This window comes from Microbacterium sp. RU33B (assembly GCF_900155915.1).
GTDB lineage: Bacteria > Actinomycetota > Actinomycetes > Actinomycetales > Microbacteriaceae > Microbacterium.
Genome location: NZ_FTPO01000002.1, coordinates 499,663 through 520,355, shown reverse-complemented (window position 1 = coordinate 520,355; position 20,693 = coordinate 499,663). Strand labels below are relative to the sequence as shown.

Annotated in this window: 25 protein-coding genes; 15 read left to right on the top strand and 10 right to left on the bottom strand. The window is 70.2% G+C overall.

What is annotated here, in order from left to right:
- On the top strand, nucleotides 1–507 hold the full coding sequence (locus B0B14_RS12095; protein ID WP_076682135.1) for a MarR family winged helix-turn-helix transcriptional regulator: 507 nt from the start codon (nucleotides 1–3) through the stop codon (nucleotides 505–507).
- Nucleotide 508: 1 nt separating this feature from the next.
- Here B0B14_RS12095 and B0B14_RS12090 read toward each other — a convergent pair whose 3' ends face one another.
- The 3 genes from B0B14_RS12090 to B0B14_RS12080 all read right to left on the bottom strand — a co-directional run bounded on the left by B0B14_RS12090 (nucleotide 509) and on the right by B0B14_RS12080 (nucleotide 2,196).
- Nucleotides 509–850 (bottom strand): amino acid transporter, encoded by a 342-nt coding sequence (locus B0B14_RS12090; protein WP_076682133.1) that lies wholly within the window; start codon nucleotides 848–850, stop codon nucleotides 509–511.
- A complete protein-coding gene (locus B0B14_RS12085; RefSeq protein ID WP_076682131.1) occupies nucleotides 847–1,533 on the bottom strand; it encodes an acyl-CoA synthetase in 687 nt (228 codons plus the stop codon). The genes B0B14_RS12090 and B0B14_RS12085 overlap by 4 nt, the downstream gene beginning before the upstream one ends.
- Nucleotides 1,534–1,611: 78 nt before the next feature.
- Entirely contained in the window at nucleotides 1,612–2,196 is a 585-nt protein-coding gene (locus tag B0B14_RS12080; RefSeq protein ID WP_076682129.1) for a M15 family metallopeptidase, read from the bottom strand.
- Nucleotides 2,197–2,306: 110 nt separating this feature from the next.
- Here B0B14_RS12080 and B0B14_RS12075 point away from each other — a divergent pair, with 110 nt between their 5' ends.
- From B0B14_RS12075 to B0B14_RS12060, 4 genes are all read left to right on the top strand, one after another.
- Nucleotides 2,307–2,606: a DUF6412 domain-containing protein gene (locus B0B14_RS12075; RefSeq protein ID WP_076682128.1), complete on the top strand. Its 300-nt coding sequence runs from the start codon at nucleotides 2,307–2,309 to the stop codon at nucleotides 2,604–2,606.
- Between the two features lie 81 nt (nucleotides 2,607–2,687).
- The gene (locus tag B0B14_RS12070; RefSeq protein WP_076682126.1) at nucleotides 2,688–3,437 is read left to right on the top strand and encodes a YidC/Oxa1 family membrane protein insertase; all 750 of its coding nucleotides are present in this window, start codon (nucleotides 2,688–2,690) and stop codon (nucleotides 3,435–3,437) included.
- A gap of 43 nt (nucleotides 3,438–3,480) precedes the next feature.
- Nucleotides 3,481–4,152: a response regulator transcription factor gene (locus B0B14_RS12065; RefSeq protein ID WP_076682124.1), complete on the top strand. Its 672-nt coding sequence runs from the start codon at nucleotides 3,481–3,483 to the stop codon at nucleotides 4,150–4,152.
- A complete protein-coding gene (locus B0B14_RS12060) occupies nucleotides 4,145–5,215 on the top strand; it encodes a sensor histidine kinase (protein ID WP_083710576.1) in 1,071 nt (356 codons plus the stop codon). Before B0B14_RS12065 ends, B0B14_RS12060 begins: the two co-directional genes overlap by 8 nt.
- Here the strand turns inward: B0B14_RS12060 and B0B14_RS12055 are convergent.
- Nucleotides 5,188–5,625: a VanZ family protein gene (locus B0B14_RS12055; protein ID WP_076682122.1), complete on the bottom strand. Its 438-nt coding sequence runs from the start codon at nucleotides 5,623–5,625 to the stop codon at nucleotides 5,188–5,190. The two genes, B0B14_RS12060 and B0B14_RS12055, sit on opposite strands and share 28 nt — an antisense overlap.
- A 141-nt stretch (nucleotides 5,626–5,766) precedes the next feature.
- Between B0B14_RS12055 and B0B14_RS12050 the strand changes: the two genes are divergently transcribed.
- The 5 genes from B0B14_RS12050 to hutI are packed head-to-tail and all read left to right on the top strand — an operon-like array spanning nucleotide 5,767 to nucleotide 11,756.
- On the top strand, nucleotides 5,767–6,426 hold the full coding sequence (locus tag B0B14_RS12050; protein WP_076682120.1) for an IclR family transcriptional regulator: 660 nt from the start codon (nucleotides 5,767–5,769) through the stop codon (nucleotides 6,424–6,426).
- Between the two features lie 20 nt (nucleotides 6,427–6,446).
- A complete protein-coding gene (gene hutU / locus B0B14_RS12045; RefSeq protein ID WP_076682118.1) occupies nucleotides 6,447–8,099 on the top strand; it encodes a urocanate hydratase in 1,653 nt (550 codons plus the stop codon).
- The gene (locus tag B0B14_RS12040; protein ID WP_076682116.1) at nucleotides 8,096–9,295 is read left to right on the top strand and encodes an allantoate amidohydrolase; all 1,200 of its coding nucleotides are present in this window, start codon (nucleotides 8,096–8,098) and stop codon (nucleotides 9,293–9,295) included. Before hutU ends, B0B14_RS12040 begins: the two co-directional genes overlap by 4 nt.
- A complete protein-coding gene (locus B0B14_RS12035; RefSeq protein WP_076682114.1) occupies nucleotides 9,292–10,599 on the top strand; it encodes a formimidoylglutamate deiminase in 1,308 nt (435 codons plus the stop codon). The genes B0B14_RS12040 and B0B14_RS12035 overlap by 4 nt, the downstream gene beginning before the upstream one ends.
- Nucleotides 10,596–11,756 carry an imidazolonepropionase gene (gene hutI / locus B0B14_RS12030; RefSeq protein ID WP_076682112.1) on the top strand — a complete coding sequence of 387 codons (1,161 nt, stop codon included), beginning with the start codon at nucleotides 10,596–10,598 and terminating at the stop codon, nucleotides 11,754–11,756. The genes B0B14_RS12035 and hutI overlap by 4 nt, the downstream gene beginning before the upstream one ends.
- Before the next feature lie 64 nt (nucleotides 11,757–11,820).
- On the opposite strand, the gene B0B14_RS12025 is transcribed toward hutI, so the two are convergent.
- Both B0B14_RS12025 and B0B14_RS12020 read right to left on the bottom strand, forming a co-directional pair.
- Nucleotides 11,821–12,381 carry a GNAT family N-acetyltransferase gene (locus B0B14_RS12025; RefSeq protein ID WP_076682111.1) on the bottom strand — a complete coding sequence of 187 codons (561 nt, stop codon included), beginning with the start codon at nucleotides 12,379–12,381 and terminating at the stop codon, nucleotides 11,821–11,823.
- A 165-nt stretch (nucleotides 12,382–12,546) separates the two neighbouring features.
- A complete protein-coding gene (locus tag B0B14_RS12020; protein WP_076682109.1) occupies nucleotides 12,547–13,005 on the bottom strand; it encodes a MarR family winged helix-turn-helix transcriptional regulator in 459 nt (152 codons plus the stop codon).
- A gap of 58 nt (nucleotides 13,006–13,063) precedes the next feature.
- On the opposite strand from B0B14_RS12020, the gene B0B14_RS12015 reads away from it, so the two are divergent.
- A complete protein-coding gene (locus B0B14_RS12015; RefSeq protein ID WP_076682107.1) occupies nucleotides 13,064–13,432 on the top strand; it encodes a VOC family protein in 369 nt (122 codons plus the stop codon).
- A gap of 551 nt (nucleotides 13,433–13,983) precedes the next feature.
- Nucleotides 13,984–14,850, top strand: a complete 867-nt coding sequence (locus tag B0B14_RS12010; protein WP_076682716.1) for an AraC family transcriptional regulator — start codon at nucleotides 13,984–13,986, stop codon at nucleotides 14,848–14,850.
- Between the two features lie 65 nt (nucleotides 14,851–14,915).
- Here B0B14_RS12010 and B0B14_RS12005 read toward each other — a convergent pair whose 3' ends face one another.
- The 4 genes from B0B14_RS12005 to B0B14_RS11990 form a co-directional block, all read right to left on the bottom strand.
- Nucleotides 14,916–15,320: a VOC family protein gene (locus B0B14_RS12005; protein ID WP_076682105.1), complete on the bottom strand. Its 405-nt coding sequence runs from the start codon at nucleotides 15,318–15,320 to the stop codon at nucleotides 14,916–14,918.
- A gap of 82 nt (nucleotides 15,321–15,402) precedes the next feature.
- On the bottom strand, nucleotides 15,403–15,828 hold the full coding sequence (arr, locus tag B0B14_RS12000; protein WP_076682103.1) for an NAD(+)--rifampin ADP-ribosyltransferase: 426 nt from the start codon (nucleotides 15,826–15,828) through the stop codon (nucleotides 15,403–15,405).
- A 183-nt stretch (nucleotides 15,829–16,011) separates the two neighbouring features.
- Nucleotides 16,012–16,737, bottom strand: a complete 726-nt coding sequence (locus tag B0B14_RS11995) for a leucine-rich repeat domain-containing protein (RefSeq protein ID WP_143733714.1) — start codon at nucleotides 16,735–16,737, stop codon at nucleotides 16,012–16,014.
- Between the two features lie 325 nt (nucleotides 16,738–17,062).
- The gene (locus tag B0B14_RS11990) at nucleotides 17,063–18,097 is read right to left on the bottom strand and encodes a zinc-binding dehydrogenase (protein ID WP_076682099.1); all 1,035 of its coding nucleotides are present in this window, start codon (nucleotides 18,095–18,097) and stop codon (nucleotides 17,063–17,065) included.
- Nucleotides 18,098–18,185: 88 nt separating this feature from the next.
- On the opposite strand from B0B14_RS11990, the gene B0B14_RS11985 reads away from it, so the two are divergent.
- The 3 genes from B0B14_RS11985 to B0B14_RS11975 are packed head-to-tail and all read left to right on the top strand — an operon-like array spanning nucleotide 18,186 to nucleotide 20,693.
- On the top strand, nucleotides 18,186–18,374 hold the full coding sequence (locus B0B14_RS11985; protein WP_076682097.1) for a DUF2256 domain-containing protein: 189 nt from the start codon (nucleotides 18,186–18,188) through the stop codon (nucleotides 18,372–18,374).
- Nucleotides 18,367–19,953, top strand: coding sequence for a cryptochrome/photolyase family protein (locus B0B14_RS11980; protein ID WP_076682089.1), 1,587 nt, complete (start codon nucleotides 18,367–18,369; stop codon nucleotides 19,951–19,953). Before B0B14_RS11985 ends, B0B14_RS11980 begins: the two co-directional genes overlap by 8 nt.
- Nucleotides 19,950–20,693, top strand: coding sequence for an SDR family NAD(P)-dependent oxidoreductase (locus B0B14_RS11975; protein WP_076682088.1), 744 nt, complete (start codon nucleotides 19,950–19,952; stop codon nucleotides 20,691–20,693). Before B0B14_RS11980 ends, B0B14_RS11975 begins: the two co-directional genes overlap by 4 nt.

The window sequence follows — 20,693 nt, the reverse complement described above, 5'->3', positions numbered from 1 at the left end:
GTGACCGAGCACATCGAGGTCGACACGTCTCCCGTCATCGAGCCCGAGCCGTTCGACCTGCGGGTCTCGCTCACCTCGATCGTGCACTGGGCCGACAGCACGGCGCTGCGCAACCGCGTCATGCGCGCGTCGGGGTTTCCTCAGGACGACCTGCCGATGTTCCTCATCGTGAACCAGCTCACGTACAACGGCGCGATGCGGCCGAGCGAGCTCGCCTCCGCGCTGGGGATGTCACGCACCAACGTGAGCAAGGTCGTCAAGCGCCTCGAAGACGCGGGGCTCGCCGTGCGCGTGGCCGATGCCGACGACGAGCGCAGCGTCCGCGTCGCCCTCACCGAGAGCGGGCGGGCCCAGGGGCGTCGCATCCTCGACGTCGTCGACGTCGACTTCGCGCGCGCGCTCGACGGCTGGAGCGACGACGATCTCGACGAGCTCAAGCGGATGCTGGCGCGCCTGGCGCGGAGCATCGTGCTCGAGACGGCCCACGCGCGCAGCCGCCGGGAGTGAGTCAGGCCGGCGGCGGCGTTCCGGATGCCGAGGCATCCGGGCCCTTCTCGGGCCCCGGCTCGTCGTCGGGGAGCAGAACGGGGCGGTCGATGGTCTTCGCGACCTGCGCGGGATCGACGGCGAGGATCATGAGCGCGAGTCCGACGAGCACGACGATGAACGTGATGCCGGCCACGACCGCCGCCAGGGTGAGGGCGCGCAGACCCTGACCCTCGAAACGCTGCTGGAAGACGCCCATCGACACCGCCGTGACGATGCCGGCGAAAAGGGCGGCTCCGAAGGCGAGCCCGAGCAGCTGCACGGGCTTCATCAGGTCGCGCCGCGTGGGCTTGTCGTCGGTCATGCGACCTCCTCCCGCGCCGGCAGATCCTGCGACGGTGCGTCGTCGGCGGGCTTGCGGGGCGAGAACCCGGCGATGCCGAGATAGACGGCGACGATGGCGGCGTAGCCGCCGAAGATCCCGACGCCGATGGTGATGCCCGTCAGGGTGAACCCCTGCTGCGCGTCTTCGATGTAGTAGTCCAGCGCGTAGCCGGTGGGAACGAGAGCGAGTCCGAGCGCCAGCACCAGCGTGATGATCCCGACCGTGACGGCATCCCGCGCCTCGCTGCGCGGCATCGGGGCCACCGCGAAGCGCGCCTGCTCCGGGCGCACCGCCACGGGACGCAGGGCGCGCCAGCCCGAGACGAGCTCGACGGCACCGGTGGTCACCGCCCACGCGATCACGAGCACGAAGAACACCTCGTTCGTGCGCCACACGCTGATGCCCGAGGCCATGCCCGCGAGGATGGTCAGGATCGCGAGCAGCGTCGTCGGCCACCGCCGACCCGCCGGGTAGACGAGCCAGAGCGAGAGCAGGAGCACGAGACCGGTCGCGATCGCGAAGCCGCTGAACACGGACATCCCCACGGCCGCCGAGTGATCGGGGGAGAACGTGATCATCACCGCGGCGATCGCGGCGAAGAGCGCGCGCGAGAGCTGGACGTGCCGCACCTCGAAGGTGCGAGCGGCGGATGCTGTCGACACGGCGGTTCCTGGAGCGATGGACGGGATGCTTCCAGTCTAGGTCGTGGGTGCCCTCGGCCCGGCCGCCTCCGCGCGATCTCAGCCGGCCGCATCCGGGAGCTGGGCGGGGCACGTGCCGCCCGGCGTCGTCGCGATCTCGAAGTGCCAGCGCTCGTTGGCGTATATCTGGCACAGACCCCACTGCGCGCCGTGCTGCTGCAGCCACAGCTGCGCGTCGAGGTTGCCGACGTCGACCGCGTTCCCGGTCACGTGGTGCGAGCGCTCCGGCGTCGCGACGAACTGCCGCGCGACCTCCTCGCTGGCGTAGACGCGCACGGCGTCGTCGAAGAGCCACTGCTGGTACTCGGCGCTGCGCCAGCCGCTCGTGATGTCGAAGCGCATCCCGGCCGCGGTCTCGGCATCCGTCATCGCCGTGCGGAGCACGGGATCGAGCCGCGCGATCGCGGGGACGTCGAGGTCGGACAGCGACACCGACGACTCCAGGTGACCGTTCTCGGCATCCGGGACGAACGGCGCGTCGAAGACCCGCGCCGGACTCCCGGCGACCGCGACTGCCGCGACGAGGCCCGCGACGACGGCTGCGAGCAGCACGCCGACGACGACGAACAGCACCGGACGGCGATGCGGAGAGTGGACGACAGGGGTCGCGGAGAGCGTGATCATGCCCTCAAGTCCACGCGTCCGGGTGTTGCCGGGCCGTATGCGCGGATGCATACATCCGCGATATCCCGCGGTGTTAGCGTGGAGGCCCGCGCACGAGGAGAGGAGACGGGATGCACGACGCCGTCACCGCGACCCTCCATCTGCTGCTCTCCGCCCTCGGAGTACTGGGCGGCGTCGACCTCGCCGCGCTCGGCGGCATGACGGGCGCCCTCGCCCTCACGATCGCCGTGATCTCGGCGACGGTTGCGCTGCTGACGCTCGTCGCCATGACGCATCCCGCCTCCGGCGGCGCGTCTCCGCCGCATCCGCGTCGCGCGATCGACGCGTCGTCGCCGCTCACGCAGAGCGATCCGGATGCCCCGGGGCACCCGCGCCCGCGCGCACCGCAGTCCGTGGCCTCGGCCACGTAGCATCCGACGCCCGGCGCTGTGCCGTGGCATCCCTTCGTGGCCGATCGATCCCCGATCATCTGCCACCGAACGGACACCGCCATGGACTTCTTCGCCTTCCCACCCGTCGCCGCTCTCCTCGACCTGACCTCCTCGGCCCTGATGGGCCTCTCCGCCCTTCTCTCCCCTCTCGCCGGGGCGTCCTCGGCCGCCGCAGCCGTCTTGCTCATCACGCTGCTCGTGCGCGCCCTCCTGATCCCCGTCGGCATCTCGCAGGCCAGAGCCGAGCAGACGCGGGCGCGCCTCGCGCCGCAGCTGCGCGAACTGCAGAAGCGCTTCCGCTCCGACCCCGAACGGCTGCGGCGCGAGACGATGCAGCTGTATCGCGACGAGCGCACGTCGCCCTTCGCCGGCTGCCTGCCCGTGCTGCTGCAGGCGCCGATCGTGGGTCTGCTGTACGCCGTGTTCCTGCATCCGGTCATCGCGGGGCACCCGAACGAGCTGCTGGGCCAGACCCTGTTCGGGGTCCCGCTGGGCACGAGCCTGTTCGGCTCTCTGGCATCCGGCACTCTCGACGCGTCGATCGCTCTCGTCTGCGGCCTCCTCGTCGTCGTGATCGTGGCCGTCGGCGAGGTCACTCGACGACTGTTCCGGATGCCGCAGCCCCCGCACGATCCGGACTCGCCGATCCCCGCGATCCCCGTCGGGCTGCTCGGCGTGCTGCAGTTCGTCACGGCCGGCATCGCGCTCTTCGTGCCGCTCGCGGCCGGCCTGTACCTGCTCGTCACGGTGGTCTGGACGCTCGTGCAGCGACTCGTGCTCCGCCGCCTGTACCCGCCGGCCAGCGCATGATCGCCATACGCTCCCGATACACGTCGCGACCTAGGCTGGGCGCATGCGCGTGCTGATCGTCGAGGACGAGCTCTACCTCGCCGAGGCGATCCGCGACGGACTCCGCCTCGAGGCGATCGCGGCCGACATCGCGGGCGACGGCGACACCGCACTCGAGCTCCTCGCGATCAACCGCTACGACGTCGTCGTGCTCGATCGCGACATCCCCGGTCCGAACGGCGACGAGATCGCCCGGCGGCTGGCGCTCGAGGACGAGAGTCCGCGCATCCTCATGCTGACGGCGGCCGATCGGCTCGACGACAAGGCGAGCGGGTTCGAGAGCGGCGCCGACGACTATGTCACGAAGCCCTTTGCGCTGCGCGAGCTCGTGCTGCGCCTGCGTGCGCTGAGCCGCCGGCCCGCCGCGAGCGCACCGCCGGTCATCGAGGTCGGCGGGGTGCGGCTCGATCCCTTCCGCCGGGAGGTCTTCCGCGACGGGCGCTACATCGCCCTGACCCGCAAGCAGTTCGCCGTGCTCGAGGTGCTCGTGAACGCGCGCGGGGGAGTCGTGAGCGCCGAGGATCTGCTCGAGCGCGCCTGGGACGAGAACGCCGACCCGTTCACGAACGCCGTCCGCATCACGATCTCGACGCTGCGCAAGCGCCTGGGCGAGCCGTGGGCGATCGAGACGGTTCCCGGTGTCGGCTACCGCATGAGCGAGGCCACGGATGCCTGAACGCGCGGCCGGGCTGTCGGTGCGGGTGAAGCTCACCCTGAGTTACGCGGGGTTCCTCGTGATCGCCGGCATCGCGCTCTTCGCCGTCGGCTTCCTGCTGCTGCGCTTCGTCCCCGAGGGCAATCTCCAGCTCGAGGGCGGCGGGTGGGCGCCGAACCGCACGAATCTCCTCGAGGTGTTCGTCAAGTACTCGTGGTGGGCGCTGGGCCTTCTCGTCGTGTTCGGCCTCGCCGGCGGCTGGGCCCTCGCCGGCTTCGTGCTGCGCCCGCTCGGCCGCATCACCGATGCCGCCCGTCGCGCGCGCGACGGCGCGCTCGATCACTGCATCGCCCTGCCCGGCCGTCGCGACGAGCTCACCGAGCTCGCCGACGCCTTCGACGCGATGCTCGACCGCGTGCAGCTCACGCTCGAGGAGGAGCGACGATTCGCAGCGAACGCGTCGCACGAGCTGCGCACCCCGCATGCCATCATCCGGACGATGGTCGAAGTCGCGCAGGCCGATCCGGACGGCCGCGACGTCGACACCGTCCTGGCCCGCGTCGCGGCGACGAACGACCGCGCCATCGCGACCACGGAGGCGCTCCTCGATCTCGCGCGTGCGGGGCGCGGTCATGGCTGGGACGTGGAGCAGGTCGACATCGCCGAGGTCGTCCGCCGCACGCTGGCCGAGACCGATGCCGGAGGCCTCGCGGTCGAATCCGAGCTCGCGGCGGCCGCGGTCGTCGGCAACCGGACGCTTCTCGAGCAGCTCCTGTCGAACCTGGTGCGCAACGCCGTCGTGCACAACGTGCCCGGAGGCCGCATCTGGATCACGGTCGACCCGTCGCCGTTCGGCGGGGCCGAGCTCACGGTCGCCAACACCGGGCGGGTGGTGGATCCGGCCACGACCGCGACGCTCATCGAGCCGTTCGTGCGCGGAGCCGGGCGCGTGCGCACCGAGACGGCGGGATCGGGCCTCGGTCTCGCGATCGTCGCCGCGATCGTGCGCGCCCACGGCGGGCGACTCGACATCGCCGCACTGACCGCGGGCGGACTTCACGTGCGGGTCGTCCTCCCCGCGTAGCGCACGGATGCCGCGACCGTCCCGCGGATCACGGCGACCCCGATCGCGCCGACCGCCGCACCGAGGGTGTTCCACAGCACGTCGTGCGGGTCGGGCACCCGGCCCGGGATCGCGATCTGCGCCCACTCGACGGCCGCAGAGACGCCGAGACCGGCGACGATCGCCAGGGGCCACCACCGGCGAGCCAGCAGCATCCCGAGGGCGGCGCCCAGCGGCACGAAGAGCATGGCATTGAGGGCGCGGTCGTCGCCGTACGGGATGACCGACGCGAACGGCGCGATGACGGCATCCGCGATCTCGGTGAAGAAGCTGCGCGCGGGGGCGACCACCGCGCGGGGGCCGAGGGTGAGCACCGCCACCGCGGCGAGCGCGATCAGCGCTCCCGTGGCCCGTGCCGTCGTGTTCTTCATTCCGTCTCCTCGTCTGTGCAGCATCCATTCGACGCGGCGCGATGTTGCGGGAGCGTATGCGACGCCTGAGCGAGGAACGGTCGGGCACTTCATTTCATCCAGTGGAATCTGTATGCTGTGCAGTGAAACATTGGAGGCGTCGTGAGCGAACCGTCGACCCGCACCGTGGAGCGCGCGCTCTCCCTCCTCGCCGACGTGTGCGAGAAGGGGAGCACGACGCTGGCGGATGCCGCGCGCGCCGTCGACCTCGCGCCGAGCACGGCCCTGCGACTCCTGCGCACCCTCGAGGCGAGCGGCTTCGTGCGGCGGGATGCCGAGGGCAGCTACCGAGCGGGTTCGCGCCTCATGCAGCTCGGCGCCCAGGCTCTCGGCAACGAGTCGCTCATCGATCTGTGCCACGACGAGATGGTCGCGCTGGAGGCTGAGACTGGCGAGTCGGTCTACCTGAGCGTCGAAGGCCACGCCGACTCCGCGCTCTACATCGCCATCGTCGAGGGGTCGCACTCGGTACGGCACGCGAACTGGGTGGGCCGCACGATCCCGCTCGAGGGATCGGCCGCCGGCCTCGTGCTCCGCGGCGCGACGCCGGAGCCCGGGTTCGTGGTGATCGAGCGCGGGATCGAACGCGACGTCACCGCGGTGGCAGCCCCCCTCACGGCCGCCGGTCGCGTCGTGGCCGCGCTCAGCATCCTGGTCCCGACGTACCGGATGTCGGAGTCCGACGCTCAGCAGTGCGGCGAGCTCCTCGCCGCCGCCGCCCGCCGCCTGTCCGCGCGGCTCACCGACTCGTCTCACCGCTGAGACCCACAGAAAGGCACCACATGTCCCGACAGATCCGCGCTCGTCGCGGCAGCACGATCGTCGCCAAGAGCTGGCAGACCGAGGCCGCTGTGCGCATGCTGATGAACAACCTCGATCCCGAGGTCGCCGAGCATCCCGAAGATCTCGTCGTCTACGGCGGCACGGGCAAGGCCGCCCGCTCGTGGGAGGCGTACGACGCGATCGTGCGCACGCTGGAGGGCCTCGAGTCCGACGAGACGCTGCTCGTGCAGTCGGGGAAGCCTGTGGGCGTCTTCCGCACGCACGAGTGGGCGCCCCGCGTGCTGATCGCCAACTCGAATCTCGTCGGCGACTGGGCGAACTGGCCCGAGTTCCGCCGCCTCGAGGCGCTCGGACTCACGATGTACGGCCAGATGACCGCCGGGTCGTGGATCTACATCGGCACGCAGGGCATCCTCCAGGGCACGTACGAGACGTTCGCCGCGGTGGCGCGCTCGCTCGGCCGCGACTCGCTCTCCGGCACGCTGACTCTCACCGGCGGTGCGGGCGGCATGGGCGGAGCGCAGCCGCTGGCCGTGACGATGAACGGCGGAGCGGTGCTGGTCGTCGACGTCGACGAGTCGCGCCTCGCCCGTCGCGTCGAACACGGCTACCTCGACGAGTACACGACCGATCTCGACCACGCCCTCGAGCGCGCGCTGGGGGCCAAGGCATCCGGTCAGGCACTGTCCGTCGGCATCGTCGGAAACGCGGCGACCGTGTTCGCCGACCTCCTCGCGCGCGGCACCGCCATCGACATCGTGACCGACCAGACGAGCGCCCACGACCCGCTGGCCTATCTTCCCGAGGGAGTGTCGGTCGACGAATGGAAGGATGCCGCAGCCGCCGATCCCGAGGGTTTCACGTGGAACGCGCGGCGGAGCATGGCGAAGCAGGTCGAGGCCATGGTGGGGTTCCAGGATGCCGGAGCCGCCGTCTTCGACTACGGCAACTCGCTCCGCGCAGAGGCCGAGCTCGGCGGATACGACCGCGCCTTCGCGTTCCCCGGCTTCGTTCCGGCCTACATCCGGCCGCAGTTCGAGGAGGGTCGCGGGCCCTTCCGCTGGGCGGCGCTCTCGGGAGACCCCGCCGACATCGCGGCCACCGACCGCGCGATCCTCGAGCTCTTCCCCGAAGACACGGCCCTGCGCCGCTGGATCACGCAGGCGAGCGAGAAGGTGCACTTCGAAGGCCTACCCGCGCGCATCTGCTGGCTCGGATACCGGGAGCGCCACCTCGCAGGACTCCGCTTCAACGAGATGGTCGCCTCGGGCGAGCTCTCCGCACCGATCGTGATCGGCCGCGATCACCTCGACTCCGGCTCGGTCGCCTCGCCCTACCGCGAGACGGAGGCCATGAAGGACGGCTCCGACGCGATCGCCGACTGGCCGCTGCTGAACGCGCTGCTCAACACGGCATCGGGGGCCACGTGGGTGTCGCTGCACCACGGCGGCGGAGTCGGGATCGGCCGGTCGATCCACGCCGGACAGGTCACGGTGGCCGACGGCACGGCCCTCGCGGCGGAGAAGCTCGAGCGCGTGCTCACGAACGACCCCGGCACCGGGGTGATGCGCCACGTCGACGCCGGCTACACGCACGCCGCCGACGTCGCCCGCGAGCGGGGTCTGCGCGTGCCGATGCAGGAGGGTCTATGACCTCGTCCGGCGCCCGAGGGCTGCTCGGCGAGATCGCCGAGGTCGGGCGCGACGCCCGCCGCGGCGGCTACACCCGGCACGTGTTCGACGACGCCGAGCTCGAGCTGCGCGCGTGGTTCGCCGAGCGCGCCGAGCGCCTCGGGCTCGCGGTCACGACCGACCGCAACGGCAACGTGTGGGCGTGGTGGGGCGAACCCGGGCCCGACGCCCTCGTCACGGGCAGCCACCTCGACTCGGTGCCCGGCGGCGGCCCGCACGACGGCCCGCTCGGCGTGGTCAGCGCGCTCGCCGCCGTCGAGCGTCTGCAGACGGCGGGCTTCACTCCGTCGCGGCCGGTGGCCGTCGTCGTCTTCGCCGAGGAGGAGGGATCGCGGTTCGGCATCGCGTGCCTCGGATCCCGCCTTCTCTCGGGCGCTCTGTCGGCCGAGCGCGCCGCGTCGCTGACGGATGCCGCGGGCAACCGCTTCAGCGACGTCGCCCGGGCGGCGTCCCTCGGCTCCTTCGGCGCCGATGCCGAGGCCCTCGCGCGCATTGGGGTGTTCGTGGAGCTCCACGTGGAACAGGGCCGGGGGCTCGTCGACCTCGACGCGCCCGTCGCCGTCGGCTCGACGATCCTCGAGCACGGCCGCTGGCGCATCGACGTGCGAGGCCAGGGCAACCACGCCGGCACGACCGCACTCGTCGATCGCCGCGATCCCATGCTCCCCGCGGCATATGCCGTGCTCGCAGCCCGGCGGGCTGCGGCGGCTCGGATGGGTTCGCGCGCCACGATCGGGCGCCTCGAACCACTCCCGGGCGGCACCAACGTGATCGCGTCGCGCGTCTCGGCATGGCTCGACGTGCGCGCCGACTCCGAGAAGGACACGCGCGACATCGTGGCGGAGATCGCGGCCGGCGTGGCGGAGGCCGCCGCGGCGGAGGGGTGCGAGGCATCCGTCGTGGAGGAGTCGTACACCGGCGAGGTCTCCTTCGACCCCCGGCTCCGCGATCGCCTGGACTCCGCCCTCGGCGGCGTTCCGGTGCTCCCGACCGGGGCGGGGCACGACGCCGGTGTGCTCGCGGCGCACGTGCCGACGGCGATGCTGTTCGTGCGCAATCCCTCGGGCATCTCGCACGCACCGGAGGAGGGCGCCGACGACGCGGCGATCGACGCCGGGGTCGACGCGCTCGTGTGCGCGATCGAGGAGCTCGCGTGAGGGTCTGGGTCGACCGGATGCTGCGCGGCGGCGAGGTCATGCGCGGGGTGCTGTTCGACGCGGATGCCACCGGCACCGTCGTCGCCGAGACCTCCGGGGTGCCGCGTCCGGACGACGCCGTCGCACTCCAGGTCGCCGCACCGGGTTTCGCGAACGCGCACTCGCACGCGTTCCACCGGGCGCTGCGCGGCCGCACGCACGAGTCCGGATCGTTCTGGACCTGGCGCGAGCTCATGTACCGCGCGGCCGGGCGGCTCACGCCGGACCTCTACCGCGAGTTCGCGACCGCGGTGTTCTCCGAGATGGCGGCGGCGGGGTGGACGAGCGTGGGCGAGTTCCACTACGTGCATCACCGACCCGACGGCACGCCGTATCCGGATCATGCGATGGAGATCGCACTGGCGGATGCCGCCGAGGCGGCCGGCATCCGGCTCGTCCTGCTCGACACGCTCTACCTGGCAGGGGGCATCGGCCGTCCGCTCGCGGCGGAGCAGCTGCGGTTCGGGGGTGGATCCGTGGATCGCTGGCTCGAGCGCTGGCACGCCCTGCGCGCCGAGCTCGACGGCCGGTCGCCGCTGGTGACGATAGGCGCCGCGCTGCATTCGGTCCGCGCCGTGCCGCGCGACGCGTTGTCGGCCGCGGTGGGCGGGCTGCCGGCATCCGTCCCGCTGCACATCCATCTCTCCGAGCAGCCCGCCGAGAACGACGCGTGCGTCGCCGCGCACGGCCTCACGCCCACCGCTCTGCTCGCCGCGGAGGGCGTGCTCTCCCCCCGCCTCTCGGTCGTGCACGCGACCCACCTCACCGAGGCCGACATCCGGATGCTGGCGGATGCCGGAGTGACCGCGGTGTTCTGCCCGACCACGGAGGCCGATCTCGGCGACGGCATCGGGCCCGCCCTCGAGCTGCATGACGCCGGAGTGCGCATCGCCGTGGGGTCGGATCAGAACGCCGTCGTCGATCCGCTGCTCGAGCTGCGCGCGCTGGAGGCCGGAGAGCGCATGCGCTCCCTCCGCCGGGGCCGGTTCACACCTGCGCAGCTGTGGCGGATCGGCTCGGACGACGGGTACGCCGCCCTCGGCCTCCCGGCGCCGGCGCGCCTGGGCGGACCGCTGGATCTCGTCGAGATCGACGCCCGCACCGTGCGCACCGCGGGCGGAGCGCTCGAGCAGCTCCCGCTCACCGCTACCGCCTCCGACGTGCGCCGCACCGTGATCGGCGGCAGAGTGGTGTCACGCGACAGCGACGACACCGCCGACGCGCTCCAGCGCTCGATCGCATCGCTCTTCGGGGAGGCGCCGTGACCACCGAACTGCTCACCGGCATCGCCGAGCTCACGACGAACGATCCGCGGTTCGGTGGGGTGACCGGGCGCCTGCTTGACGCGGCCGTGATCCTCGACGGCGAGACGATCGCGTGGGTCGGACCGGCTGTGGACGCTCCCGCCGCCGATCGGCGCACCGACCTGGGAGGCCGGGCCGTGCTGCCGGGTTGGGTCGACGCGCACACGCATCTCGTGTTCGCGGGAGATCGGTCGGACGAGTTCGAGCATCGGCTCGCAGGCCACGCGTATGAGGCCGGTGGCATACACACCACGGTGGCCGCCACGACCGCTGCCTCCGATGAGGAGCTGCGCGCGAGTCTCGCCGCCCGCCGGGCGGTTGCGACGAGCGCCGGCACCACGACGATGGAGATCAAGACCGGCTACGGACTGGATGTCGCGCAGGAGGCACGCCTCGCACGGCTTGCTGCCGAGGTCACCGAAGAGGCCACATTCCTCGGCGCGCATGTCGTTCCGCCGGGCATCGACGCCGATGGGTACGTCTCGCTCGTCACCGGCGACATGCTCGCCGCGGTGCGCCCGTTCGTCCGCTGGATCGATGTGTTCTGCGAGCGCGGGGCGTTCGACGCCGACCAGTCCCGTGCGGTGCTCGAGGCTGGGCGCGCCGCCGGTCTGGGCCTCCGCGTGCACGGCAATCAGCTCGGCGAGGGACCGGGAGTCCGCCTCGCTGTCGAGCTGGGCGCGGCATCCGTCGACCACTGCAACCATCTGTCGGCCCAGGATGTCGACGCGCTCGGATCGTCGTCGACCGTCGCGACGCTGCTGCCGGCCTGCGACCTGAGCACGCGGGAGCCGTTCCCGCCGGCCCGCGAGCTGCTCGCCGCCGGAGCCACCCTCGCGCTCGCGAGCAACGGCAATCCCGGCACCTCGAACACCACATCGATGGCCTTCTGCGTGGCCACCGCGGTGCTGCAGATGCGCCTGACCGTGGAGGAGGCGGTGTGGGCCGCGACCGCGGGAGGTGCCCGCGCGCTGCGACGCACCGATGTGGGGGCGATCGTGTCCGGGAACCGCGCCGACCTCCACGTCATCGACGCGCCCTCCGTGTCGCACTTCGCGTACCGCCCGGGGATGCACCTGACGCACGCGGTCTGGGAGCGCGGTCAGAGGGTGGTCTAGGTCCTCTTCGCCGAGACTTGCGAGAGCTGTTCACCGCTGGACATCGTGTCGTGCGACGGCGTGGTCACAGCTCCCGCCGCATCACCCAGCGCTGGGCGCCGCCCGAGTGTGCGTCCGTCGCCTGATGCCGGACGAAGCCGTGGGCCTCGAAGAGACGGACCGTTCCCACGTAGCCGGAGATCGAATCCACCCGCTCACCGGTATCGACCGGATACCCCTCGACGATCGCCGCGCCGCTGGAGCGCGCATGGTGGACCGCCCCTTCCAGCAGGTCATGCATCAGCCCGCGCTTGCGGAACCCGGCCTTGACGACGAAACAGACGATGGACCACGGGTCGCGATCCTCGTCGAGATGCGGGATGGTGCGCGAGTTCATGAGCCGCCGATAGGTGGACTTCGGAGCCACCGAGCACCAGCCCGCGACCTGGTCTTCCATATAGACGAGCACCCCCGGACCCGGGGTGGTCGAGCACTCGGCGCGCATGTAGTCGATGCGCTCCGGCATCGCCAGGCGCGCATCCCGGTAAGACATGCAGACGCACCCACCGGCTCCCGGTTTGCGCGGCACCATGAAGGTCGCGAAGTCGTCCCAGTGGTCGGTGGCGGGCAGAACCTGAACGGACATGAACGAACGCTAGTGGGCACCACGGACACGCACGATGAGCTGATGTCCGATGCGGCAGAAGTCACCCACCTCGTGTGCTGTCGTGTCGACAGTGGCGCGTCGGGTTCTGTGGCAGTGCGCGTCCAGCTCGATCAACTCGCGCACATTGACCGCTTCGCGACCGGGCTACGCGCTCTTGCCGTCGTTCCGCAGGGAGTGGGTCATGGTGTGAAGGATCTTGAATGCAGTGGTCTGTTCGTCCTCCGTCAATCCGCTCAGCATCCGCATCTCGACAGCTCGGACCGCGACGGTCGCCGTCGCCAGGCTGCGCCGACCACGAGGAGTGAGTGTGGTCGGAAGGGCCTTTCCCACCGGCGCTTCCGTGGCTCTGGTCACGTAGCCATCTCTCTCCAACGCCTGAAGGAGGACGTTCATCGACTGTCGCGTCACAAAGGTTCCACGTGCCAGATCGGAGTTGGACAGGCCCGGTCGCTGCTCCAGCAGTTCGAGGCAGGCGTAGTGCGTGATGGTCATGCCGAGCGGACGGAGGACCGTCTCCATGGCTGCGCGGAGAGCGCTGGCGGCCTCCTTGAGCAGATATCCCAGCGAGGTCTCCAGGTCGATGCCGACGTGGTCTTGACTCATGTCAGTATTCTGACATACAGTACGGTGTAAGTTAACTGACACGAAGAGGACGTTCCCCATGCCGGTCACAGGCCCAGACTTCATCTCCCTTCAGGTGCGCGATCTCGACGCGTCACAGGCGTTCTACGAGAACTACCTCGGCCTCGTCCGCTCTCCGGCCGGACCGCCACATGCCGTCGTCTTCCAGACAGCCCCCATCGCGTTCGCGCTGCGAGACATCGTCCCCGGCACGGATCTGACCTCCGTCACTCAGCCCGGGATAGGCACTGCGATCTGGCTGCACGCCACGGATGCGCAGGACATTCACGATGCCTTGGCCGCCGGCGGCCACCGAATCGTCTCCGCCCCGATCGACGGCCCGTTCGGTAGAACATTCACGTTCGCCGACCCCGACGGCTATCACGTCACTCTCCACGATCGCGCGTGAGCCGCGGGGCGGCGTTTGGTGCGCTCGGCGAAGAGACTCGACAGTCACAGCGAACTCGTGAGGCGACCCATCGAGCATCCCAGCGCGAAGTCCGAGAGATTCCGTTCGAGGATCCGTCGCATGGTGGAGGCAATTCTCCTCGTCGTTGCATAGCGTGATGGGCGGAGGCGACTGATGCAAAGCACATGGGCAGCGAAGATCTTCGGAGATCGGGAGGATCCGCGGAGGAGACTTCAGGTCCTCTTCGGCGGCGAGATACCGGCCGGTGGGCAACCGCCCGCGCCCGCGCTCACGTGGGCGCTCAGCGTCGTACCGGCTGATATCGCGACAGACAAAGACACGGTGGCGGCCACCAAGCACCTGCGCGCCGCCGAACCTCGCCTGACACTGCGTGCGGCCACTTTCCTCGCTCACCACATCGCGACGTAGCGACAGCGCGATGTGGTGAGCACGGCGTGACGTCCTCACATCGAAGCCGATGATCAGAGCGGACCGCGATAGTAGGGTGCCCGGCGAGGCCACCCGGAAGTGTGGATGTCGAAGGGGGCACCATGATCGCGGAGCTGAACAGGCTGATCGAGTTCGTCGAGACGCATCTCGACGACGACATCGATGCGACGTCGTTGGCGACCGCTCTCGGCACCACGGAGTACCACCTGAGGCGGATGTTCTCGTCACTGTCGGGGATGCCGCTGTCGGAGTACATCCGGCGACGTCGGATGACCGTCGCAGCGGCGGAGATCCTCGGGAACGACGAGATGCTGAGCATCGCGGTGCGCTACGGCTACGGCTCCACCGAGGCGTTCAGCCGAGCGTTCCGGGCCGTGCACGGTGTGGCGCCGGGTGACGTCCGACGCGATGGGGGCCCCCTTCGAACACAACCACAGATCAGGTTCCGCCTGACCGTCGAAGGGAACATCACCATGGACACTCGCATCGTCGACCGGCCGGCATTTCGCCTTGTGGGGCATGCCGTCCGACTGCCCCTCATCCACGAAGGCATCAACCCGCACATCCACGCACATATCGCATCACTGCCTCCGGCCGCGCACTCCCGCCTGAAGGCCCTGAGCGACACCGAGCCGAGCGGTCTCCTCCAAGTGAGCGCAGATGTCGACCCGGACTACGCCGAAGGCACCGAACTCACGTATCTGCACGGCGTGGCGATCTCCGCGGAGACCGACGCACCCGATGATCTCGACGTCATCGAGGTCCCCGCAGGCACGTGGGCGGTGTTCCGCACCGAAGGCGACCACCCCGGCGCGCTGCAGGCGGGATGGGCTGCCACGGCGACCGATTGGTTCCCGTCCAACCCGTGGCGACTTCGCCCCGGCCCGTCCCTCGTCGCCGTGCTCGACCGCGCCGAGGACTTCAGCACCGCGACCTGTGAGCTCTGGCTTCCCGTGGAACGTGCCTGACCGAGCGCGACCCGCCACGCGCGGCGCACCGCCGGCGGGATGGCGAGCACGTGGATTCTTGTCGTTCAGGAGCTGCTTGGTCCGGGGTTGTGCATGAACTCGATGCGGATGCCGTTGTCTTCCTCGACGAAGGATGCGTAGTAGCGATCGTTGAACCGGGGATAGTTCTTCGGTTCCCGGACGACGGTCCAGCCGGCGGCTATCGCGATCGCATGCAGGCGATCGACCTCCGCTCGGGAGCTGACCGCGAACGCGAGGTGCTGCCATCCGACCTGGCCGTGCCGGTGCACCGTGCCGACGGACTCACGTGCGAGGCGAACGATGAACTCGGTCTCGCCCTCCGCGTACCAGGAGGCTCCGTCTTCGCCGTCGGTGCGTTCGAGGCCCAGCGCCGTCAGGATGGGATCGAACTGACTGATCGCACGGGCGACGTCGTTGACACTCACACCGAGGTGATCGAAGAGAGGCACCCCTGCAGTCTGTCGCGATCCCCGGCCCCGATCTACCGCGAGCGACAGCGCCGCCGCCCACGGGACGACGAGTTGTGTTCATCTAGTTGATGATCTCGGCGTCGCTTTCTCGCAGCGCGGCCAGCCGCGCCCGCCAGGTGTTGAGCGCTTCGGGGCTCTGCCGTGTCCACTCGGTGGTCTCTTCGACGACGATCAGGGGCGCGGCCGTGCGGAAGGAGCGGGTCGGATTCCCCGGGAACTTCTTGTCCGTTACGTTCGGGTCGTTCTCGAACTCGCCGGTCGGCACAACGACGTAGACGTGGGGGCGGGCACCCGCGGGACCGAGCATCGCCGCGATCTCCGCCGCAAGTCCCGCACCGTCGCGGAGCGCGGTGAAGTAGATGTGGTTCATGATCACCTCGGGCTTGTAGTTCGAGGGGTAGCCCGCGGTGAGCCGGTCGCCAGGTCTGAGCGCAGCTCGCGTTCCGTGGAAGAACGGGCCTTCGTCGAGAGGAGGGGTCTCAGCCATCGCGCAATTGTGGGTCCGAGGTCAACGCCCTCGCAAGTGAGCGCCTGCGCTTCCCCCGTCGACGGCCGCCTACAGCCCTCACCGTGCGATGCCCGTTTTGGGGATCGCTCATCGGGCCTCGCACCGAGTACTCCTAGTCCCTCTGCGACTATTCGGTTCGAGCTGTCTGCGTGAGTCTTGGAGCTACTCAGTGTCGGCTAGGTCGTATCGGTAGAGGTAGATCTGGTCGTCCTCGTCCCGCCGGTAGTCGCCGATGCGTTCCCCACGGTACCACTCGTACGTCCGGCCTGCCTTCCGGTCCTCGCGCGCACGTTGGAGGCCGGGGAGCGCCCACTCGAGATCGACCATGCTTGGGGTCATCGTCTTCCGAATCTTCTCGATGGCGCTGACCCACATCTCCTCGACCCACACCAGCTCCAGGAGGGGGCTGTAGTCGAGCTCGTCTGGGATGAGCATCAAGTCGAGCCGGCGGAGCGCTCGCAGACTGGTGAGGAACTCGAGGGATCTCGTGTGCTGCCGGATGTTCGAGTGTCCTCCACCGATGCGCAGTTGGCGCAGCCCGACAAGGGTTCCGATGATCGAGTAGTCGTCGAGTCGCCACGTGCCGCCGAGCTCGAGATCCTCCAGTTTCGTCAACGCGGCAAGTGGAGCGAGGTCAGTGACAGAGGTGGCAGACTCGAGATGAAGGTCAATGAGTTCAGTCATCCCTTCCAAAGCGCCGAGGTTGTCGTACACCCCCCACGAAATTCCGAGGCTACGCAGTTGAGTTTGGGCTGACAGTGCGTCAAAGAGCCGCTTCGGCATCCGCATGTCGAATGCGAGATCCCAGATACCGGTCGGGCCGCTCTCGAAGAACTCACACCAGTCGTCGATGAGCCGCGCCTGCTGCCTGGAACTCAGCTCAGGCAAGCTCCATGTCGACACCGTAACGGCCGCCTGGCCGGAGTAGTGCTCCGGTCGCCCCAACACTGCCGCACCACGTCTGCGAATGGTCAACTGACACTCCAAGACTCGGCGCAAAGGGTTGCCGCCCTCAAGAGGATGGAAACAGGGTATCCGTGCTGGGCCGATGCAGCCGCCCGATTTGCCTGTGACGGAACCACGTATGCCGTCGCTCGTGGTTGCGCTTGCGGGCGCGCATCCCAGGTAACGGGGATGTCTCCACGCAACGATGACACCGCACCATATGGACATGTCGAGCCGATGGCCCCACTCGGCTGCTCCCGCACCCGCCTCAGAGGCGCGGATCGACCATCGTCATCCCCACCGGCGCAGCGCGGTCGAGCACGGGGAGGCGCGCGGCGGCCTCTTCGAGCGAGATCGTCTCGTGGATCAGCTCCTGCGGGCGGAGGGTCCCGGAGGCGATGAGCGCGAGCATCGCGGGGTAGTCGGCGGCCGCCATGCCATGGCTCCCGAGGATGTCGAGCTCCCACGCGATCGCGCGCGCCATGGGGATCGGGGAGAGCCCGGATGCGGTGGGAAGAAGACCGATCTGCACGTGGCGACCGCGCCGGCGGAGGCTGTGGACAGCGTCGGCCGACGTCTGCTCGCTGCCGACGGCGTCGATCGAGACGTGGCTGCCGCCCGTCAGGGCGTGCACCTCGGACGCGACGTCGCGTCCGTCGGCCACGACCACGTGCTCCGCGCCCAAGGCCCGAGCGGTATCGAGAGCCGCGGGCGTGCGGTCGACGGCGACCACCCGAGCGCCGAGGGCGTGCGCGATCATCACGACGCTGAGTCCGACACCGCCGGCACCCACCACGGTGACCCATTCCCCCGGCTGTACGCGCGCTCGCCCGGTGAGTGCCCGGAACGCCGTCGCGAAACGGCATCCGAGCGCGGCAGCGGCCTCGAACGACACCGCATCCGGGATCGCCACGAGATTCGTGTCGGCCGCGTGGAGGGCGACCCGCTCGGCGAACGAGCCCCAGTGCGTGAAACCGGGCTGCTGCTGATCCGGACACACTTGCGCGTCGCCCGCGCGGCACCACTCGCACCGGCCGCATCCGCAGACGAAGGGAACCGTCACCCGGTCGCCGCGCGTCCAGCCGCGCACGCCGGCTCCGACGTCGACCACGACGCCGGCGAGCTCGTGTCCGGGCACGTGCGGCAGGGCGATGTCCTCATGCCCGACCCAGGCATGCCAGTCGCTCCGGCACAGACCGGTCGCGCGCACCTCCACGACGACGCCTCCCTCGGGGGCGACGGGCTCGGCGACATCGCGCACCGACAGCGGTGCGCCGACGGCATCCATCATCAGCCCGCGCATGGGTGTCCTCTCGAGCGTCTTGCGATGTCTCCACGCTAGCGACCCGGGCCCCGGCCCCGGCCCTCTCTGCCGCACCTAAGCTGGCCCCATGGCGCGCGCCCGCTCCGATTCCGCCCCCGGATTCCGGGGCAACAAGGCCGCGCTTCCGAGCAAGACGTGCGCGACCTGCGGGCGCGAGATGACCTGGCGACGCCGCTGGGCCTCGAACTGGGACGAGTTGCGTCACTGCTCCGAGAGATGCCGTCGCGAGCGCACCTCCAGGAACGCCGATGGATGACGCCGGAGCGGGGCCGCGGCGGCTCGTGGTCGTGCTCGGTGACCAGCTCGACCCCGAGGCGAGCGGCTTCGACGGATTCGATCCGGCGCTCGACGCCGTGTGGATGGCGGAGGTGGAGGATGAATCCACCCACGTGTGGAGCAGCAAGCCCCGCACCGCGCTGTTCCTCACGGCGATGCGCCACTTCGCCGAGGAGCAGCGAGCCGTGGGGCGGACGCTGCATTACACGGCACTCGACGACCCGGAGAACCGGGGGTCGCTCGCGACCCAGCTCGCCGCCGACCTGACGCGGCTGCGGCCCGAGTCGATCGTGATGACGGCCCCCGGCGAATGGCGGGTGCTGCAGGCCATGCGCGAGACGGCCGCCGCCGCCGGCATCCCGCTGGATGTGCGTGAAGACCGGCACTTCCTCTGTTCCGTCAGCGAGTTCGCCGCCCACGCACGCGGCCGGAAGAGCCTGCGGATGGAGTACTTCTACCGGGAGATGCGGCGTCAGCACGGCATCCTGATGACGGCGGACGATCGCCCGGAGGGCGGGGACTGGAACTTCGACGCCGAGAACCGGCGCCCGTTTCCGGCGCAGGGGCCCGGGCTCGTGCCGCCCCGCGCGACCTTTCCGCCGGATGCGATGACGCGCGAGGTGCTCGCCCTCGTCGAGGAACGGTTCGCCGAGCATCCGGGGAGCCTCGACACCTTCGCCTGGCCCGTCACCCGCGCGCAGGCGCAGGAGGCACTCTCCCTGTTCGTCGAGGAGCGCCTGCCCGGCTTCGGCGACGCCCAGGATGCGATGTGGCCGGGCGACCCCTGGCTGTGGCACGCGCATCTATCGGCGGCGATGAACCTCAAGCTGCTCGACCCGCGCGATGTCGTGCAGGCCGCCGAAGCCGCCTACCGCGACGGTCGCGTGCCACTGGCGGCTGCCGAGGGATTCATCCGCCAGATCCTCGGGTGGAGGGAGTACGTGCGCGGGGTCTACTGGACGCAGATGCCCGGCTACGTGCAGCGCAACGGCCTCGACGCGCACGAACCGCTGCCCGACTGGTACTGGACGGGCGAGACGCCGATGGCATGTCTGCGGGATGCGATCGGCACGACCCTCGAGAACGGGTACGCGCACCACATCCAGCGCCTCATGGTCACGGGCCTCTACGCGATGCTGCTCGGCGTGGAGCCGGCCGAGGTGCATCGCTGGTATCTCGCGGTGTACGTCGACGCCGTGGAATGGGTGGAGCTGCCGAACACCCTCGGCATGAGCCAATATGCCGACGGCGGTCTGATGGGTAGCAAGCCCTATGCCGCGACGGGCAAGTACATCGCACGGATGAGTCCGTACTGCCGCACGTGCCCGTTCGACCCTGCGAAGCGCATCGGCGACGACGCCTGCCCGTTCACGACGCTGTACTGGGACTTCCTCATGCGCAACGAAGACGTGCTGGCAGCGCAGCCGCGGATGGCGCTCCAAGTGCGCAACCTCGCGCGCATCGACGAGGGCGAGCGCGAGGAGATCGCGGCGCGCGCCGCCATGATCCGGCGAGACGAGATCCCCGTCCCCGCCCACAGAGAATCGGAGCGAGCATGACCGACACCGACAGCACCATCGCCCTCGTGACCGGAGCGCGGGGCGGCATCGGCCGCGCGCTCGTCGCCCGCCTGAAGGCCAGGGGACTGCGGGTGGCGGCGGTGAGTCGCGACGCCGCGGGCCTTGCGGATGTCGACGCCGACGCCCGGATCGGCGCCGACGTGACGACACCCGAGGGGGCGGCCGCGGCGATGGAGGCGTGTCGCGCCGAACTCGGCGGCGCGCCCGCGTGGCTCGCCCACGCCGTCGGCAGCACCCTCATCGCGCCGCTGCACCGCACGAAGCCCGACGATGCCCGCGAGATCCTCCGCGTCAACCTCGAGAGCAGCATGTGGGTGCTCCAGGCCTGGATCGGGGCCCTCGGCGGCGAACCGGGGGCGGCGGTCTTCGCCAGCTCGGTCGTGGCGCGGATCGGGGTGGCCAATCACGAAGCCATCGCCGCCGCGAAAGGCGGGGTCGAGGCCCTCGCGCGCAGCGCCGCCGCCACGTATGCGGCGAAGGGAGTGCGCGTCAACGCCGTGGCGCCCGGCATGACCGACACTCCGTTGACGGCCGGGATGCTGCGCGCCCCGGTCATGCGCGAAGGCGCCGCGAAGCAGTACCCGCTCGGGGGTGTGCAGACCGCCGACGAGGTCGCCGCCGTCATCGACTGGCTGCTCTCGCCCGCCGCAGCGCGGATCACGGGCCAGGTGATCCCCGTCGACGGGGGGTTCACCAGCATCCGGCCCCTCGTCAAATGA